The 16,092-nt window shown below is 70.0% G+C and carries 18 protein-coding genes; 7 read left to right on the forward strand and 11 right to left on the reverse strand.

What is annotated here, in order from left to right:
• Positions 1-15 precede the first annotated feature (15 nt).
• Complete coding sequence (locus MKD38_RS25740) at positions 16-984, reverse strand: M48 family metallopeptidase (RefSeq protein WP_252681431.1); 969 nt, start codon at positions 982-984, stop codon at positions 16-18.
• Between the two features lie 99 nt (positions 985-1,083).
• On the opposite strand from MKD38_RS25740, the gene MKD38_RS25745 reads away from it, so the two are divergent.
• Positions 1,084-2,343 (forward strand): muropeptide transporter, encoded by a 1,260-nt coding sequence (locus MKD38_RS25745; RefSeq protein WP_111521671.1) that lies wholly within the window; start codon positions 1,084-1,086, stop codon positions 2,341-2,343.
• A 13-nt stretch (positions 2,344-2,356) separates the two neighbouring features.
• Here the strand turns inward: MKD38_RS25745 and MKD38_RS25750 are convergent, their stop codons facing one another.
• Both MKD38_RS25750 and MKD38_RS25755 read right to left on the reverse strand, forming a co-directional pair.
• Positions 2,357-3,205: an acyl-CoA thioesterase gene (locus tag MKD38_RS25750; protein WP_252681434.1), complete on the reverse strand. Its 849-nt coding sequence runs from the start codon at positions 3,203-3,205 to the stop codon at positions 2,357-2,359.
• Positions 3,206-3,325: 120 nt separating this feature from the next.
• Entirely contained in the window at positions 3,326-4,213 is an 888-nt protein-coding gene (locus MKD38_RS25755; protein WP_252681437.1) for a DMT family transporter, read from the reverse strand.
• 112 nt (positions 4,214-4,325) lie between these two features.
• Between MKD38_RS25755 and MKD38_RS25760 the strand changes: the two genes are divergently transcribed.
• Entirely contained in the window at positions 4,326-5,240 is a 915-nt protein-coding gene (locus tag MKD38_RS25760; protein WP_252681440.1) for a LysR family transcriptional regulator, read from the forward strand.
• A 21-nt stretch (positions 5,241-5,261) separates the two neighbouring features.
• Here MKD38_RS25760 and MKD38_RS25765 read toward each other — a convergent pair whose 3' ends face one another.
• A complete protein-coding gene (locus tag MKD38_RS25765) occupies positions 5,262-5,828 on the reverse strand; it encodes a TetR/AcrR family transcriptional regulator (protein ID WP_501985980.1) in 567 nt (188 codons plus the stop codon).
• A gap of 83 nt (positions 5,829-5,911) precedes the next feature.
• Between MKD38_RS25765 and MKD38_RS25770 the strand changes: the two genes are divergently transcribed.
• Positions 5,912-6,340: a VOC family protein gene (locus tag MKD38_RS25770; RefSeq protein ID WP_252681446.1), complete on the forward strand. Its 429-nt coding sequence runs from the start codon at positions 5,912-5,914 to the stop codon at positions 6,338-6,340.
• A 22-nt stretch (positions 6,341-6,362) separates the two neighbouring features.
• Here MKD38_RS25770 and metW read toward each other — a convergent pair whose 3' ends face one another.
• The 5 genes from metW to argB form a co-directional block, all read right to left on the reverse strand.
• On the reverse strand, positions 6,363-6,974 hold the full coding sequence (gene metW, locus MKD38_RS25775; RefSeq protein WP_252681448.1) for a methionine biosynthesis protein MetW: 612 nt from the start codon (positions 6,972-6,974) through the stop codon (positions 6,363-6,365).
• Positions 6,971-8,152, reverse strand: a complete 1,182-nt coding sequence (gene metX / locus MKD38_RS25780; RefSeq protein ID WP_252681451.1) for a homoserine O-succinyltransferase MetX — start codon at positions 8,150-8,152, stop codon at positions 6,971-6,973. Before metX ends, metW begins: the two co-directional genes overlap by 4 nt.
• A 275-nt stretch (positions 8,153-8,427) precedes the next feature.
• Positions 8,428-9,090: a nucleoid occlusion factor SlmA gene (gene slmA, locus MKD38_RS25785; protein ID WP_252681453.1), complete on the reverse strand. Its 663-nt coding sequence runs from the start codon at positions 9,088-9,090 to the stop codon at positions 8,428-8,430.
• Positions 9,087-10,037, reverse strand: a complete 951-nt coding sequence (locus MKD38_RS25790; protein ID WP_252681455.1) for a pyrimidine 5'-nucleotidase — start codon at positions 10,035-10,037, stop codon at positions 9,087-9,089. Before MKD38_RS25790 ends, slmA begins: the two co-directional genes overlap by 4 nt.
• A 71-nt stretch (positions 10,038-10,108) precedes the next feature.
• A complete protein-coding gene (gene argB / locus MKD38_RS25795; RefSeq protein ID WP_039008462.1) occupies positions 10,109-11,026 on the reverse strand; it encodes an acetylglutamate kinase in 918 nt (305 codons plus the stop codon).
• 358 nt (positions 11,027-11,384) lie between these two features.
• Here argB and MKD38_RS25800 point away from each other — a divergent pair, with 358 nt between their 5' ends.
• Positions 11,385-11,651 carry a cysteine-rich CWC family protein gene (locus MKD38_RS25800; protein WP_252681456.1) on the forward strand — a complete coding sequence of 89 codons (267 nt, stop codon included), beginning with the start codon at positions 11,385-11,387 and terminating at the stop codon, positions 11,649-11,651.
• On the opposite strand, the gene MKD38_RS25805 is transcribed toward MKD38_RS25800, so the two are convergent.
• Positions 11,588-12,154, reverse strand: a complete 567-nt coding sequence (locus MKD38_RS25805) for a DMT family transporter (protein ID WP_252681458.1) — start codon at positions 12,152-12,154, stop codon at positions 11,588-11,590. The two genes, MKD38_RS25800 and MKD38_RS25805, sit on opposite strands and share 64 nt — an antisense overlap.
• Positions 12,155-12,247: 93 nt before the next feature.
• On the opposite strand from MKD38_RS25805, the gene MKD38_RS25810 reads away from it, so the two are divergent.
• Positions 12,248-13,183, forward strand: coding sequence for a LysR family transcriptional regulator (locus tag MKD38_RS25810; RefSeq protein WP_252681460.1), 936 nt, complete (start codon positions 12,248-12,250; stop codon positions 13,181-13,183).
• Between the two features lie 162 nt (positions 13,184-13,345).
• On the opposite strand, the gene MKD38_RS25815 is transcribed toward MKD38_RS25810, so the two are convergent.
• Positions 13,346-13,828, reverse strand: coding sequence for a copper chaperone PCu(A)C (locus MKD38_RS25815; RefSeq protein WP_252681462.1), 483 nt, complete (start codon positions 13,826-13,828; stop codon positions 13,346-13,348).
• Positions 13,829-14,014: 186 nt separating this feature from the next.
• On the opposite strand from MKD38_RS25815, the gene MKD38_RS25820 reads away from it, so the two are divergent.
• Both MKD38_RS25820 and MKD38_RS25825 read left to right on the forward strand, forming a co-directional pair.
• Positions 14,015-15,409 (forward strand): ATP-binding protein, encoded by a 1,395-nt coding sequence (locus MKD38_RS25820; RefSeq protein ID WP_252681464.1) that lies wholly within the window; start codon positions 14,015-14,017, stop codon positions 15,407-15,409.
• On the forward strand, positions 15,406-16,017 hold the full coding sequence (locus tag MKD38_RS25825; protein WP_252681466.1) for a response regulator transcription factor: 612 nt from the start codon (positions 15,406-15,408) through the stop codon (positions 16,015-16,017). The genes MKD38_RS25820 and MKD38_RS25825 overlap by 4 nt, the downstream gene beginning before the upstream one ends.
• Positions 16,018-16,092 lie beyond the last annotated feature (75 nt).

The following is a 16,092-nucleotide window of genomic DNA, read 5'->3' on the forward strand; positions in this document are numbered from 1 at the left end:
TGGTCGCGGCGCCGTTCAGCGCTTCAGCGGCTTTTGCCGGTCCTCGTCGCCGGCATCCACCGGCGCATCGCCCAGCCCCGTCATATTGGGGCGGTAGGGCGGTAGCTTGTCGACCGTGGTGTTGATCGCGCGCGCATACAGCGGCAGCACTTCGGGCAAGTGCCTTTCCAGGTCGGCGATGCGGCTGCGCCCGGACGGATGGGTCGACAGGAACTCGGCGCCGGACTGCGAGACCTTGCCCATCTTCTGCCACAGCGACACCGCCGCGCGTGGATCGTAGCCCGCGCGCGCGGCGACATCCATGCCGATCAGGTCAGCCTCGGACTCGTCCGAGCGGGAAAAGCGCAGCGTCAGCAGGTGCGCGCCGGTGCCCAGCGCCATATTGCCGAGGTTGCCGAAGCCGAACAGCTGCGAGATCACGTTGGCGCCCAGGTTGGTGATCTCGGACTTGGCGGCGCGCTCGCGCGCATGCTCCTGCAGCGCGTGCGCGATCTCGTGCCCCATCACCATGGCGACTTCGTCGTCGGTCAGCTTGAGCTGGTCCAGCAGCCCGGTATAGACCGCGATCTTGCCGCCCGGCATGCAGAAGGCATTGACCTGCTTGGAGCCGATCAGGTTGATCTCCCACTGCCATTGCCGCGCGCGCTCGTTCCAGCGCGCGGTCTGCGGCAGCAGCCGCTTGCCGATGGCGCGCAGGCGCACCAGCTGCGGGTGGTTGTCGGGCGCCAGCGCGCGCTTGGCGATGGCCTCCTGCTTGAGCTGCTCGTACTCCTGCACCGCCTGCTGCTCGATTACCTCGGCCGGCACGATGTTGCGCACCGCCGAGCCGCCCGGGTTCAGCCGGATGCCGCCGGCGCCGCCGTCCTGCGGCTGCGCCGGCGCCGGCACGCTCCAGCCGAGCGGCAGCACGGCCGCGGCCAGCGCCAGCGCGCGGGCCAGCCGCAGTCGGGAGGGACGCTGAACACCTTGCAGGCGGCGAAGCATGGGCGATTCCTTGGGCGCAATCGGAGAGCAGGCAAACAGGTGGTGCAATAATACACGGCGCCCGCGCAGCCGCGCGGGCGGCACACGGCCGCCCCATCCATGAATTTCCAGACCTATCTCGATATCTTCCGCAACCGCCGCATCGGCGCCATGCTGATGCTGGGCTTCGCCTCCGGCCTGCCGCTGGCGCTGACCTCCGGCACCCTGCAGGCGTGGATGACGGTCGAAGGGCTGGACATCAAGACCATCGGCTTTTTCTCGCTGGTGGGCCAGGCTTATATCTTCAAGTTCCTGTGGGCGCCCTTGATGGACCGCTACACGCCGCCGCTGATGGGGCGCCGGCGCGGCTGGCTGCTGCTGACCCAGGTCGGGCTGGTGCTGGGCATCGCCGGCATGGCGTTCTGCCCGCCGCAGCAGGCGCTGTGGATGCTGGCAGCACTGGCCACGCTGGTGGCGTTCCTGTCGGCCTCGCAGGACATTGTCTTCGACGCCTACAGCACCGACGTGCTGCGCCCGGCCGAGCGCGGCGCCGGCGCGGCGGTCAAGGTGCTGGGCTACCGGCTGGCGATGCTGGTCTCGGGCGGCCTGGCGCTGTGGCTGGCGGACCGCGTGCTGGGCTGGCAGCAGACCTACCTGCTGATGGCGGCGCTGATGGGCGTGGGCATCCTGACGCTGCTGTGGGCACCGGAGCCGGATGTGCCCGCGCGCGCGCCGCGCTCGCTGGAAGAGGCGGTGGTGGGCCCGCTACGCGACTTCTTCGCGCGCCCGGGGGCCTGGTGGCTGCTGCTGCTGATCGTGCTGTACAAGCTCGGCGACGCCTTTGCCGGCAGCCTGTCGACCACCTTCCTGATCCGCGGCGCCGGCTTCTCGGCGGGCGAGGTCGGCATCGTCAACAAGACCCTGGGGCTGGCCGCGACCATCCTTGGCGCGCTGTTCGGCGGCACGCTGATGGTGCGGCTGGGCCTGTACCGTTCGCTGATGCTGTTCGGCGTGCTGCAGGCGGTGTCGAACCTGGGCTACTGGATCCTGGCGGTGACCCCGCCGCACCTGTGGACCATGGGCGCGACCATCGCGGTCGAAAACCTGTGCGGCGGCATGGGCACGGCGGCCTTCGTCGCGCTGCTGATGACGCTGTGCAACCGCTCGTTCTCGGCCACGCAGTACGCGCTGCTGTCGGCGCTGGCTTCGGTGGGCCGGGTCTACGTGGGACCGACGTCGGGCTACATGGTCGAGGCCTGGGGCTGGGCGCCGTTCTATCTCGGCACCGTAGTCGTGGCGCTGCCAGGCGTGATGCTGCTCTGGGCGATGCGCCACACCGTGCACCGCTACGAGGCCCAGGCGCGCGAAGCGGTGGCCTGAGCCGCCGGCCGGCTTATTCCTTGTAATAGACGATCTGGTGCGAGCTGGCGATCAGCTCGCCCGCGGCGCTCCACAGCTGCGCGCGCTGGTCGAAGAAGCCCTGCCGGAACACCTGCGCCTGCGCGCTGGCCAGCACATGGCTGTGGCCCAGCGCCGCCAGCGTGGCCGCATCGGCATGGAAATACGTGGTCATCGACACCGTGCCGGCCGGCACGAAGCCGGCGCGCTTGAGGAAGATGCGCGGGTAGAAGCTGTCGGCCCACGCCGCCACCGCGGCGAAGTCGGGCGTGCGCGCCGGCGCGTCGCGCAGCCAGAACTGGGTCAGGCTGTCCGGGTGCTCGGTGCCGGCCTCGGCGGTCGGCTTGGCGCCGCGCACCGGCCGCATGTCGTAAGCCTTGAGCCAGCGCACCGGTGCAAACCCGCCCATGCCCGGCAGCGTGTCGGCGGCCGGCACCTCCGGCATCACCGCTTCGCCGCAGGCCCAGGTATCGCGCCGCACCGCGAACATCGCGGTGGCGGTGGTGGCGACGGCATCGCCCTGGCGCAATTCCAGGGTCCAGTGCTGGGTCGAGCGGTTGGTGCGGACCGGACGCGCCTCGATCTCGAACGGGCCCTCGGCGATCGGGCCGGCAAAGTTGACGGTCAGCGAAACCGGCTCGCCCAGGCGCTGCGGATGATTCAGCGCCGCCTGCAGCAACGTGGCGGCCGTGATGCCGCCGAAGGGGCCGATCATGTTCCAGTACGCCGGCGTGGTGCGGCCCTGGAAAAGGTGTTCGCCGGCCGGCACCAGCGCCAGCGCGTCGTCGAAGGGATGAAGCTGGCTGGCGGCAGCGGCGGCTTGGATCTGGGGCGCAGTGGACATGGCGGAAGCAGGCTGGCTCGTTGAAATAGAACGATCGTTCGTTTATCTGCCTACACTAACCGTAGTCAGCGTTCCGGTCAAGCGCGGCATCCGCCCGCCTCGCCCAACCACACCCTCGCTTCATCCCTGCGCCCGCCGCCGCAACGGCAGCGCCCAGCCCAGCTGGTTGGCGACCACGCCCAGCAGCACCAGCGCCATGCCGGCCACCTGCAGCGGCCCAAGGACCACGCCAAACACCATCACGTCGATGACGATCGCCACCAGCGGATAGATGAACGACAGCGTGGCGATCGACACCACCGACAGCCGCTGGAAGGCGCCGTACAGCAGCGTGTACATCACGCCGGTATGCACCAGCCCGAGCGCCAGCAGCGCGGCCCAGGTGACACCGCCATAGCTGCCCGCGGCCGGATGCGCCAGCGGCGCCAGCATCAGCACGCCCAGCACCATCTGCAGCCCGGCGATCTGTCCCGGCGGGATCGCCTGCAGCCGCCGCGTCGCCAGCGTCGTCACGGCGTACAGCATTGCCGCGAGCAGGCCCAGGCCGATGCCGGCCAGCATCGACGCGCCGCCGGCGCCGTGCTCCAGCCCGGTGATCAGCATGACGCCGGCAAAGGCGAGCACCAGCCATGGCAGCCGGGCGAACGGGAACGGCTCGCGCTGCAGCACCGAGGTCAGCAGCAGCAGGAAGAACGGCTGGGTGTGGTAGACCACCGTGGCGATGGCAATGCCGCTGTACGCGTACGCCGAGAACAGCGCCAGCCAGTTGAGCACCAGCGTGACGCCGCCCAGCACCAGCCACCCGGCCTGGGCGCGGGACATCCGCACCCAGCCGCGCTGCAAGGTCAGCACGCCCAGCAGCGCTGCGCCACCGAACAGGCAGCGGAAGAACACCACATCCAGCGGCGGCTGGCCGCTGGTCACCACGAACCAGCCGATGGTGCCCGACAGCATCATGGCGGCGACCATGCGCCAGGCACCGCCCGGCTGGGGTTGTTGCGAAGGCATGAGGAACTCCGGTTTTAGCCAATGGCCGCATTGTTCCACTCGTCAGCCAGGTCAACAATGCAGTCGTGACTCAATTACTATTTGACTACAGGTCAAAGACAGGAGATTTTGCATGCTGGATGCGCCACTCAATGCGATGGCGGTGTTTGCACGCGTGGTCGAGTGCGGCAGCTTCTCGGCCGCCGCGCAAGACCTCGGCATGACGCCCTCGGCGGTCAGCCGCCATGTCTCCCGGCTCGAGGCCCGGCTCGGCGCGAGCCTGCTGCAGCGGACCACGCGCGCGTTCGCGCTGACCGAGCTGGGCCAGTCGGTCTACGCCGCCTGCGCGCGCATGACCGCGGCCGCGCGCGAGGTCACCGCGCTCGCCGGCGAACACGGCGGCGCGCCGCACGGCGTGCTGCGCGTGAGCGCGCCGGTCTCGTTCGGGCAGGCCTGGCTGGCGCCGCGGCTGCCGCCGTTGCTGGCGAAATACCCGGGACTGGACCTGCAGCTGACGCTGGCCGACCGCATGGTCGACCTGGTCGAGGAAGGCATGGACGTGGCCGTGCGCATCGCGCGTGAACTGGCCCCCGGCCTGGCGGCGCGGCCGCTGCGCGAGGTGCGCTACCGGCTGGTGGCCTCGCCCGGCTACCTCGACCGCCATGGCGCGCCGGCAACGCCGGCCGACCTGCCGGCGGCGCGCTGCCTCTACCTCGGCTACGGCAATTTCGGCGAGCGCTGGACGCTGCGCCACCACGCCGGCGGCGACAAGGTCGAGGTCCGCATCCCGCCGCGGCTGACGCTGAACAACAGCCTGGCGATCATGAGCATGGTCGAGCGCGATGCCGGCATCGGGCTGGTGCCGGATTTCTCGCTGGGCGATGCGCTCGAGCGCGGCCGGGTCGTCACCGTGCTGGGCGACTGGGACATCCTGGAGCCCTACATTGGCACGGCGTACGCGGTGTACACCCCGACGCGGCATGTGCCGCCCAAGGTGCGGGCCTTTGTCGACCACCTGGCTGCGAGCGCCGGCGATGCGCCGCGTTGAAGCTCCGTGGGTACGTCTAAGCTAGCCCCCGGCCTGCCCCAGCACCCGGCGCAGCAGCCACAGCATCGCGTAGCGCACGCGGCCGGCATCGGCGCCGGCCTCGATTTCCAGCGCGGCGCGGTCGAACGCCGCCGACAGCAGCGGCGCCACGCCGCCGGCGTCCACGCCCGCCGCCTCCAGCCCTTCGCGCAGGGTGCGGGCCGCGTTGGCCTCGTCGAGGGCCAGCATCTCGCGCAATCCCAGCACCGCCGGCCCTTCCACCAGCAGCAGGCGGGTGCGTCCGGGCACCGTCATCGCCTGCAGGTAGGCTTGCGCCCCGCTGAGCAGCCCCTGGGCAGCATCCTGCCCCGACGGCGTGGCGGCTTCGATGTCGGCGGCGACGGCCGCGGCGTCTTCGGCCAGCACGTGGCGGAACAGGTCGCGCTTGTCGGCAAAGTGGTGGTACAGCGCGCCGCGCGTGATGCCGGCGGCGGCGCAGACGTCGGGCGTCGAGGTTTCGGCGTAGCCGCGGCTGACGAACAGGGCACGGGCGGCCTCCGTCAGCGCCTGGCGCGTGGCTTCGGTACGTTCACGGTTGGTGCGGGCCACCTTCGGGTTCCTTGCAAACATGCAGCCTGTATCTTAATATCGATTTACATACAGACTGCATGTATTTGCCACCAGGAGCCCGCATGAAAATCACCAGCTATTACCCGGTCATCATGACCGCCGATGTGGCCGGGACGGCCGCGTTCTATCAACAGCATTTCGGCTTCACGGCCCTGTTCGCCAGCGACTGGTACGTGCACCTGCAACTGTCGGACGACCCCACGGTCAACCTCGCCGTGCTCGACGGCAGCCACGAGACCATCCCCGCGCCGGCCCGCGGCCAGCGCGCGCAGGGGCTGCTGCTGAACTTCGAGGTGGAAGACCCGGATGCCCTCCATGAGCGCCTGCGCGCGGCGGGGCTGCCGATCCTGCAGCCGCTGCGAGACGAGGCCTTCGGCCAGCGGCATTTCATCACCGCCGATCCCAACGGCGTGCTGATCGACATCATCAAGCCGATCCCGGCATCGGCGGAGTTCGCGGCGCAGTACCAGGCCGGCGCGCTGCCAGGCTAGGTGCTCACCCCGCTCACCCGGCTCAGGCGGCGCAGACCCGGTACACCGCCAGGCTGCCGCGCCAGTTGACGCCCCAATTGACGGTCACGCCCTCGTGCATCACGACGCGGTCGATCACGCGCAGGCCAACCTTGGGCGCCAGCGCCTCGAAGTCGCTGATGGTCAGCACACGCACGTTGGGGGTGTTGTACCACTGGTAGGGCAGCGATTCCGACACCGGCATGCGGCCGCGGAACACCGACAGCCGGTGCGGCCAGTAGCCGAAGTTAGGGAACGAGACGATGCACTCGCGCCCCACCCGCAGCGTGTCGCGCAACACCTGCGCGGTGTTGTGGATGGTCTGCAGCGTCTGCGACAGGATCACCGTGTCGAAGCTCTTGTCCTCGAACAGCGCCAGCCCGCCTTCCAGGTTCTGCTGGATCACGTGCACGCCCTTCTGCGCGCAGGCCAGCACGCCTTCGTCGCGAATCTCGATGCCGTAGGCCTGCACGTCCAGTTCGTCCTGCAGCACGCGCAGCAGGCTGCCGTCGCCGCAGCCCAGGTCGAGCACGGTGGAACTGGGTTCGATCCAGCGCGCGATCGCGCGGAAGTCTGGACGCAGCGCCAGGATATTGGGATTGGCCAGGGCGTTCATGCGCCGATCTCCTCCGCGATGCGGTCGTAGTAGGCGCGCATCAGGTTGTGGTAGCGCGGGTCGTCGAGCAGGAAGGCGTCGTGGCCGTGTGGCGCGTCGATCTCGGCGTACGAGACCGGGCGCTTGTTGTCCAGCAGCGCCTTGACCAGTTCGCGGCTGCGGCTGGGCGCGAAGCGCCAGTCGGTGCCGAAGCTGGCCACCAGGAAGCTGGCCCTGGTCTGCGCCATCGCACGCGTCAGGTCGCCGCCGTGGGCGAGCGCGGGATCGAAGTAGTCGAGCGCGCGCGTGATCAGCAGGTAGGTGTTGGCGTCGAAGTACTCGGCGAACTTGTCGCCCTGGTAGCGCAGGTAGCTTTCCACCTGGAACTCGACGTCGAACGAGAAGCGGATGTCCTCGCTCTTGAGCTCGCGGCCGAATTTCTCGGCCATGTCCTCGTCCGACAGGTAGGTGATATGGCCGATCATGCGCGCCACGCGCAGGCCGCGCTTGGGCTTGACGCCGTGCGCGTAGTAGTTGCCGCCGTGGAAGTCCGGGTCCGACAGGATCGCGCTGCGCGCCACTTCGTTGAAGGCGATGTTCTGCGCCGACAGCTTGGGCGTGGACGCGATCACGATGCAGTGGCGCAGGCGCTCCGGATACATCAGGCTCCAGGCCACCGCCTGCATGCCGCCCAGGCTGCCGCCCATCACCGCGGCAAACTGCGCGATGCCGAACGCGTCGGCCACGCGCGCCTGCGCATTGACCCAGTCTTCGACCGTGACCACGGGGAACGCCGCGCCATAGGGGGCCCCGGTGGCCGGGTTCAGGCTCATCGGCCCGGTCGAGCCGAAGCACGAGCCCAGGTTGTTGACGCCGATGACGAAGAAGCGGTTGGTATCGAGCGGCTTGCCGGGACCGACCATGTTGTCCCACCAGCCCACGTCGCGCGGGGCGTCGGCATACACGCCGGCGACATGGTGCGAGGCGTTCAGCGCGTGGCACACCAGCACCGCGTTGGAGCGGTCCGCGTTGAGCGTGCCGTAGGTCTCGACCATCAGGTCGTAGCCGGCGATGGACGAGCCGTTGCGCAGCTTCAGCGGCTCGGCAAAGTGCATGCGCTGCGGCGCGACCACGCCGACCGAATCCGGCGGCAGGTCGAACGCGGCAGGCGCGGCGGTCGGCAGGGCGACATCAGTCATGGAATCCGGCCCGTGGCGAACGGGCATAAAAAAACCCGACCGGCATTTGCGTATCAAGCGTCGCAGCCGAGTCGGGATTCGCTGGATTCCTTGCGGGATTCCGCGTGCCGGCGCCATCCACTGCCGTGGTGGCATGGGGCGCCGACCCAACCTCTTTAGCCGCATTTATAGTGGCGAGCCATCGGACCTTGTCCGTGGCTGCCGCGCGCCCGCAAGCCAGTCATCAAATCGGCGCGACCGGGCAATTATAGAGCAATCGGCCCGGCTGGTTGCATTCAGCCCAGCAGCACGCGCAGATGCGCCTCGGCATGGTCCGACGGCGACTTGCGGAAACCGCTCTTGGCATAGCGGTGCCACTGGCCCTGCACCGCCGCCATGATCAGCGCGGCGCGCGCGGGAATATCGGCATCCGCCGGGAACGCGGCCTGGGTCACGGCCACCTTCAGGCACTGTCGCAGCGACGCCTCGATGCGGTCCACCACCTGGTTGATGCGCTCCTGCAGCCGTTCGTGCTCGCCCACCAGGGCCTCGCCGGTCAGCACACGCGTCATGCCCGGGTTCTTTTCCGCGAACGACAGCAGCATGCGCACGATCGCATGAACCTGGCGCAGGCCGTGCTCCTCCTTGTCGGTGATCTGGTTGATCAGGCCGAACACGGTCTGCTCGATAAAGCCGATCAGGCCCTCGTACATCTGCGCCTTGCTGGCGAAATGCCGGTACAGCGCCGCCTCGGACACGCTCAGTCGCGCGGCCAGCGCCGCGGTGGTGATCTTCTCCCCGCGCGGGTGCTCCAGCATGGTCGCCAGCGTCTGCAGGATCTGCACGCGGCGCTCGCCGGGGCGCGGACGCTTGCGCGCCGGCGCCGCCGGCTGCTGGTCGGCGTCCGGCTCGCTGCCCGTAATGGCCGCTTCTGGTGCGCGCCCGTTGCTTTGCGTCATGACCCGGTTCTCCGCATTCGTCGTTGGAGTTGATGCATCGATTGTACTTTTATGTCCACATAGGCCGGCCGGTTCGGCACGCGGGCGCGCACGCGCGGCACGTTGTCCGGCTGCGCCTGCGGCGCCTGGGTCTCGGCGGCCACCAGCGTCACCGAGCGCTCCTGCACCGCGTGGCCGGCATGGCGGCGGTCCTCGGCCTGCAGCGTCGAGCGCACCGCGGCGTCACGGCGGCTGCCGTCGTCATGCGCGGCGGCGGGCGCGGCGGACACCTCGTGCGGGCGTGACGGCGCGACCGTGCGCAGGTAGCCCGTCACCCACGCGGTGCGGATGCCGGTGCCGGCGTAGCGCTTGAGATGCGACACGGTATCCTCCACCAACACCGCGCGATGCGGCGCGATGCGCGCCTGCGCCAGCAGCCGGCGCAGCATGCGGCGGTCCGGCTTGGGCCGCAGATGGCCATGCACCCACATCTGCTCGATCGCCACCACGCGCTCGAAGCAATGGCGGATGCCCGCGATCTCCAGCACCGCGCGCGCATAGTCCTGCGGCGCGTTGGTGACCAGGATCTTGCGCCCGGGCAGGCGCCGCAGGTGCGCGGCCAGGCCGCGCCGCACCCGCACCATCTCGGCCAGCGCCGGGAATTCATGGGCGGCGCGCAGGAAGTCCGCCGGGTCGACGCCGTGGTGGCGGATCATGCCGAGCAGCGTGGCGCCGTAGCGCTGCCAGTAGTCCACGCGCACGCGGCTGGCGGTGGCCTCGTCACAGCCGAGCACGCGCGCCACGTAGGCGGTCATCAGCCGGTTGATCGCCGGGAAGATCGCGTGCGAGGCGTCGTGCAGCGTGTTGTCGAGATCGAACAGCCAGACCGTGCCGCCCGAGGTATCGCCCGCGGGACGGCGGCGGAGGCGAGCGCGGACACGGCGCGGTGAGGAAAGACTGGAAGGCACGCCGGGCAACTCGGAAGGTGGTGGGATATGCCGGAGCGGCCGGCCTGGCCGGCGCCGCTCCGGGGCTCCGCTCAATGCGAGCGGATCATGGTGCCGAAGGCCTGCTCGGTCAGGATTTCCAGCAGCAGCGAATGCTCGATGCGGCCGTCGATGATGTGCACCGAATGCACGCCGCTCTTGGCCGCGTCCAGCGCCGACGAAATCTTCGGCAGCATGCCGCCAGAGATGGTGCCGTCGGCGAACAGCTCCTCGATCTCGCGCGCGGACAGGTCGGTCAGCAGGTTGCCCTTCTTGTCCATCACGCCCGGGATGTTGGTCATCATCACCAGCTTCTCGGCCTTGAGGATCTCGGCCATCTTGCCGGCGACCACGTCGGCGTTGATGTTGTAGGCCTGGCCGTCGTCGGAGAAGCCGATCGGCGAGATCACCGGGATGAAGGCGTCGTCCTGCAGCGCCTTGACCACCGCCGGGTTGATCGCCTCGATGTCGCCGACATAGCCGATGTCGATGAACGCGCCCGGGTTCTCGCGGTCGGGCATCTGCAGGCGCTTGGCGCGGATCAGGCCGCCGTCCTTGCCGGTCAGGCCGACGGCCTGGCCGCCGTACTGGTTGATCAGCATCACGATGTCCTGCTGGACTTCACCGCCCAGCACCCACTCGACCACTTCCATGGTCTCTTCGTCGGTGACGCGCATGCCCTGCACGAAGGTGCCGACCTTGCCGACCTTCTTCAGCGCCTCGTCGATCTGCGGGCCGCCGCCGTGCACCACCACCGGGTTCATGCCGACCAGCTTCAGCAGGATCACGTCGCGCGCGAAGCCGTGCTTGAGCTTCTCTTCGGTCATGGCATTGCCGCCGTACTTGACCACGATGGTCTTGCCGTGGAACTTGCGGATATACGGCAGGGCCTCGGCGAGGATCTCGGCTTTCAGTGCGGGAGCGATGGCGGCCACCGCGGTCGCGGCAGGCCCAGGGTTGTCGGCGTTCATGGGGGACATCCGTGAGAATCAACAGGTATGATGGCTAAGCGGCCGCGTCCCCGGGGGGAAGCCCGACGGATCGCCCCCGGGGATCACCCGAAAGTGCGCCATCCGGCCACGGCAGGCGCCGATTTTACAAGAAACCGCGCGGGGCGAAAGCGCGCCGGCCCAACCGGGCACGGCGAACCGGCTGCAAGCGGCCTGCGGGGCACCGGCGCGTTCCGTCGATGCAACAGGCGCATCGCCTTCTCAGCCATTTGGCCGGCGCCGCACCACAGTGTTCCCGAGTCCTTGCCACCATGTCCGCAGCCATCTCCCGCTCGCCCGACCGGATCCCGTCCATGCCGCCACCGCGGCGGGGGCGGCCATGAGCGACGCCGCCGCGGTGCTGACCGGCCAGTTGCGACCAGTCGAACATTGCAGCCGCTGCGGCGCAGGCTTTGTCTGCGGCTATGTGGCCGGACTGCCCGAGTGCTGGTGCGCCAGCCAGCCGCTGCTGCCGGCGCGGCAGATCGTGCCGGGCCAGCACTGCGTGTGCCCGGCCTGCCTGGCGGAGCGGCGACAGGCGGATCAGGCGCCGGATTCCACCCCTGATTCCGCACCTGATTCCGCACCCGATCCAGCGGCCGGCTGACGCGCCGGCGCGGCCGCCGCGCCGCTGTCCCACTGCATCGCCAGCATCCCGGCGACGATCAGCGCAGCGCCGGCCAGCCGCGCCGGTGTCAGCGCGCGCACCGCAAACCCGGCCAGGCCGAACTGGTCCACCAGCAGCGCGGCCAGCACCTGCCCGGCCACCACCGCGGCGATGAAGCCGGCGGCGCCCAGCCTGGGCGCCATGATCAGCGCGGCCGAGATATAGAACACCCCCAGCACCCCGCCGCTCCACAGCCAGGCCGGCGCCTGCGCCAGCGCCGCCGGCGACGGCAGCGGCACCCGCATCAGCCACAGCACCGGCAGCAGCGCCACCAGGCTGACCAGCAGCGACACCAGCGTGGCCGACAGCGGATGGCCGAGCATGCGCCCGAGCGTGGCGTTGGCCCCGGCCTGGAACGGGATCGCGGCACCGGCCAGTACGGCAGTGCCTAACGGCAGCCACAGCGATGCCGGGATCGAAAACGACAGCTGGGTGCCTGACATGGCGCGCTCCATAAGGCAAGATGCGATGCCAGCAGTTTGAAATATCGCTTTGCGAATTTCCAATTCTGCTTTCGTACCTTTAATATTCGCCGAATGAATAGCCTACGCGGAATCGACCTCAACCTGCTGGTGGTGCTGGAAGCGCTGCTGGCGGAGCGCCATATCTCCCGCGCCGCGCTGCGGCTGCACCTGAGCCAGCCGGCGGTCAGCCATGCGCTCGGGCGGCTGCGGCAGCTGCTCGATGACCCGATCCTGGTGCGCGGCAAGGGCGGGCTGGTGCTGAGCTCGCGCGCACACGAGCTGTCGGGGCCGCTGGCCGAGGCGCTGGCGCAGGTTCGCATCCTGCTGGGGCCGAGCGGCTTCCAGCCGGCCACCGCACGGCGCAGCTTCCGGCTGGCGATGTCCGACTACGGCGCGCTGGTGGTGCTGCCGCGGCTGCTGCGCGCGGTGCGCAAGGCCGCGCCCAATATCGACCTGGTGGTGTCGCAGGCCAGCCGCGAGGGCATGACCGCGCAGGTCGCCGACGGCGAGATCGACATGGCGCTGGGGGTGTTCAGCCACCAGCCCGAAGGCGTGCAGTCCGCCGAACTGTTCCGCGAAAGCTATGCCTGCGCGGTCGATGCCGCCACCGTGCGCGATACCGGCCGGCTCGACCAGGTGGCCTACCTGGCGCGCTCGCACGTGCTGGTGGCCACGCACAGCGAACGCATGGACGCGATCGACACGGCCGTGGCCAGGCTGGGGGGACGGCGCAAGATCGCCTGCGTGGTGCCGCACTGGAGCGTGGCGCCGGCGTTGATCGCCGGGACCAACCTGGTGCTGACCACCGCGCGGCGCAGCCTGGTCGCGCTCGAGGACGACCCGCGCTACGCCGTGTTCGCGCCGCCGTTCGCGCTGGACGACTTCACCTTCAGCATGATCTGGCACGAGCGCACCGAGGCCGATCCGGCCCACGCCTGGCTGCGCGAGCGCGTACAGGCGGCGGCGGCGACTCAGGATTCGGACGAGCCGATCAGCTTGCGCGGCTGACGGCGCCCGGTGGGCCGGGCTTGCCCCGGGGGCCGGGGTTCACGCCGCGGCGCCGGCCCCGCAGGACGCTTGCCAGCGCCTGGCTGGCCGCGGAAAACCAGCTTCTGGCGGGTGCCATGCTGCTTGTTGGCCATGATGTCGCGGCGCCGACGGCCAGGCCGGTCAGTGCTTGTGGTCGCCGTGGCCGCGGCCGGCGGCGGCCGGCACCATGCTGCGCACCTCGGCCGTGACCTTCTGCTCGACCACCTTGCCGCCCTGCTCGATCTTCAGCGTGATGGGCACGGTATCGCCGGGCTTGAGTTGGGCCTTCAGGTCCATCAGCATCACGTGGTAGCCGCCCGGCTTCAGTTCGACGTTCTGCATCCTGGGCAGGTCCAGTGACTTGACCTGGCGCATGCGCATCACGTTGCCTTCCATCTTCATCTCGTGCAGCTCGGCCGCCGCCAGCGGCGACGACACGCCGACCAGCTTCGCGTCCTGGTGCGCGTGCAGCACCATGAAGGCGCCGGAAGCGGTCTGGGTCGGCACCGTGCCCCGCACCCAGGCGTTGCTGACATCGACCTGGGCCAGCGCGGCGCCCGATGCCAGCGCAGCGGCCAGGGCGAAGGGTGCGGCCAGCGTGGCCGGGCGGAATTTGGCTTGCATCAAAGGCTCTCCTGAAAGCAGACATTAGACCATGGCGAGGACCGCCTTGCCTGCGCCCGGCGTGGCCGCCAGGCGCGCGCGATCGACCATGCAACCAGCCAGTCTGGCAGCCGCCGCGGCGGCACGCCAATGCGGCAAGGTGTCGCACGCGCCGGCGCCCCGCGGCGGCATTGATACACTCGCGCCATGCGCCCCGCCCCAGCCGTGACCCGCCTGCCTGACTTCCCGTTCCTGTCGCCCCTGCCGGCCGGCGGTTCGGCGCGCCATGGCCAGGTGACGCTGCGCCGGCTGTTCTGGCTGCGCTGGGCGCTGCTGGGCGGACAGGCGCTGACCGTGCTGGTGTGCGAGCCGATTGCCGGCATCCGCCTGCCCTACACGCCGCTGCTGGTGGTGCTGGGGCTGCAGGCGCTGTTCAACCTGCTCACCGGCCTGCGGCTGCGCCAGCACACGCGGCGCAACAGCGCGCCCGGCGAGGCCGAGCTGATGGGCCAGCTGCTGGTGGACCTGACCGCGCTGTCGGCGATCCTGTTCTATACCGGCGGCGCTACCAACCCGTTCGTCTCGTTCTACCTGCCGGGGCTGGCCATCGCCGCGGCCATCCTGCCGTGGCGCCAGGTGATTGTGCTGGCGCTGTACGCGCTGGCCTGCTACACGGTGCTGCTGATCGAATACGTGCCGCTGGACCTGCACAATCCGGACAACGCGGTGACCTACCACCTGGCCGGCATGTGGCTGAACTTTGTCGCCAGCGCGGTGATGATTGCGCTGTTCGTGGCGCGCCTGTCGGGCGTGCTGCGCCAGCGCGAAGCGCAGCTGAACCTGGCGCGCGAGCAGCTGCTGCGCGAAGCGCGCGTCGAAGACCTGAACGGCCAGGCCGCCGCGGTGGCGCATGAAATCGGCACGCCGCTGGCGACGTTGGCGGTGATTGCCGGCGAGCTGCGCGCCGATGCCTCCGACACGGGCCGCGGCGCCGCCGCCATCAGCGGCTACCTGCCCGACCTGCAGACCATGGAGCAGCAGCTGGCGCTGTGCCGCTCGACCCTGGCGCGGCTGCGCGAAGACCCGGCCACGCTGGCGCCGCAGCGCATCGACGGCTGGCTGCCGGCGTTTGCCGAACGCTGGCAGCTGCGCCATCCCAATGCCAGCCTGCAGGCCGTGGCCACGCCGGGCGCCGGCGCGCAGGCGGTGGAAACCGCGCGCGTGGGCCAGATCCTGACCATCCTGCTGGACAACGCCGCGCGCAGCCAGCAGGCCGCCGGGCGCGGCGCGCAGCCGCTGCAGTTGCAGATCGCCATGGCCCCGGGCAATACCGCGCCGTGGCTGTCGTTCCGTGTCGCCGACCAGGGCGACGGCATTCCCGAAGCGCTGCGCGGCCAGCTCGGCGAAACCCCGGTGGCCAGCCAGCACGGCGGCCAGGGCATCGGGCTGTACCTGGCGCAAAGCGCCGCCCGGCAGATGGGCGGCGAACTGGCCTGGCATGACCGCCCGGGCGGCGGCACCGTCGCCGAACTGCGCCTGCCCGCGCTCTCCACGCTTTCCACCTCGGCGGCTGCCGCCGCCACCGTGCCCTCTGCCTTATGACCGAACCCCTCACCCCGGTACCCGAAGCCACCGCACCGGCCGGCACGCCCTTCCTGGTGATCGACGACGACGAAGTCTTTGCCGGCACGCTGGCGCGCGCGCTGACGCGCCGCGGCTATGCCGTGGCGGTGGCGCACGACGGCCGCACCGCGCTGGCGCTGGCGGCGCGCAGCGACTTTGCCTACGTCACGCTGGACCTTCACCTGGAGCCGCCGCCCGCTGCCGGCAGCACCGCGCCCGCCGAGTCCGGGCTGCAGCTGGTGGCGCCGCTGCGCCAGGCCCTGCCCGACGCGCGCATCCTGATCCTGACCGGCTACGCCAGCATCGCCACCGCGGTGGCGGCGGTCAAGCAGGGCGCCGATGAATACCTGGCCAAGCCGGCCAATGTCGATTCGATCCTGACCGCGCTGATGGCGGGCGTGTCGGAAGACGCGGCGCAGGCCGCGCTGGAAGAACCGGTGCCGCTGTCGGTGGCGCGGCTGGAGTGGGAGCATATCCAGCGCGTGCTGGCCGAGCACGGCGGCAATATCTCAGCCACCGCGCGGGCGCTGAACATGCACCGGCGCACCTTGCAGCGCAAGCTGGGCAAGCGGCCGGTATCGCGCTGACGGCGCGGAACGGGTCCCCAATGCAAAAGGCCGCGCACGTGCGCGGCCTTTTGCATGGCGTGGCATGACGCCGCC

The organism is Cupriavidus sp. WGlv3 (assembly GCF_023952475.1).
Taxonomy (GTDB): domain Bacteria; phylum Pseudomonadota; class Gammaproteobacteria; order Burkholderiales; family Burkholderiaceae; genus Cupriavidus; species Cupriavidus phytorum.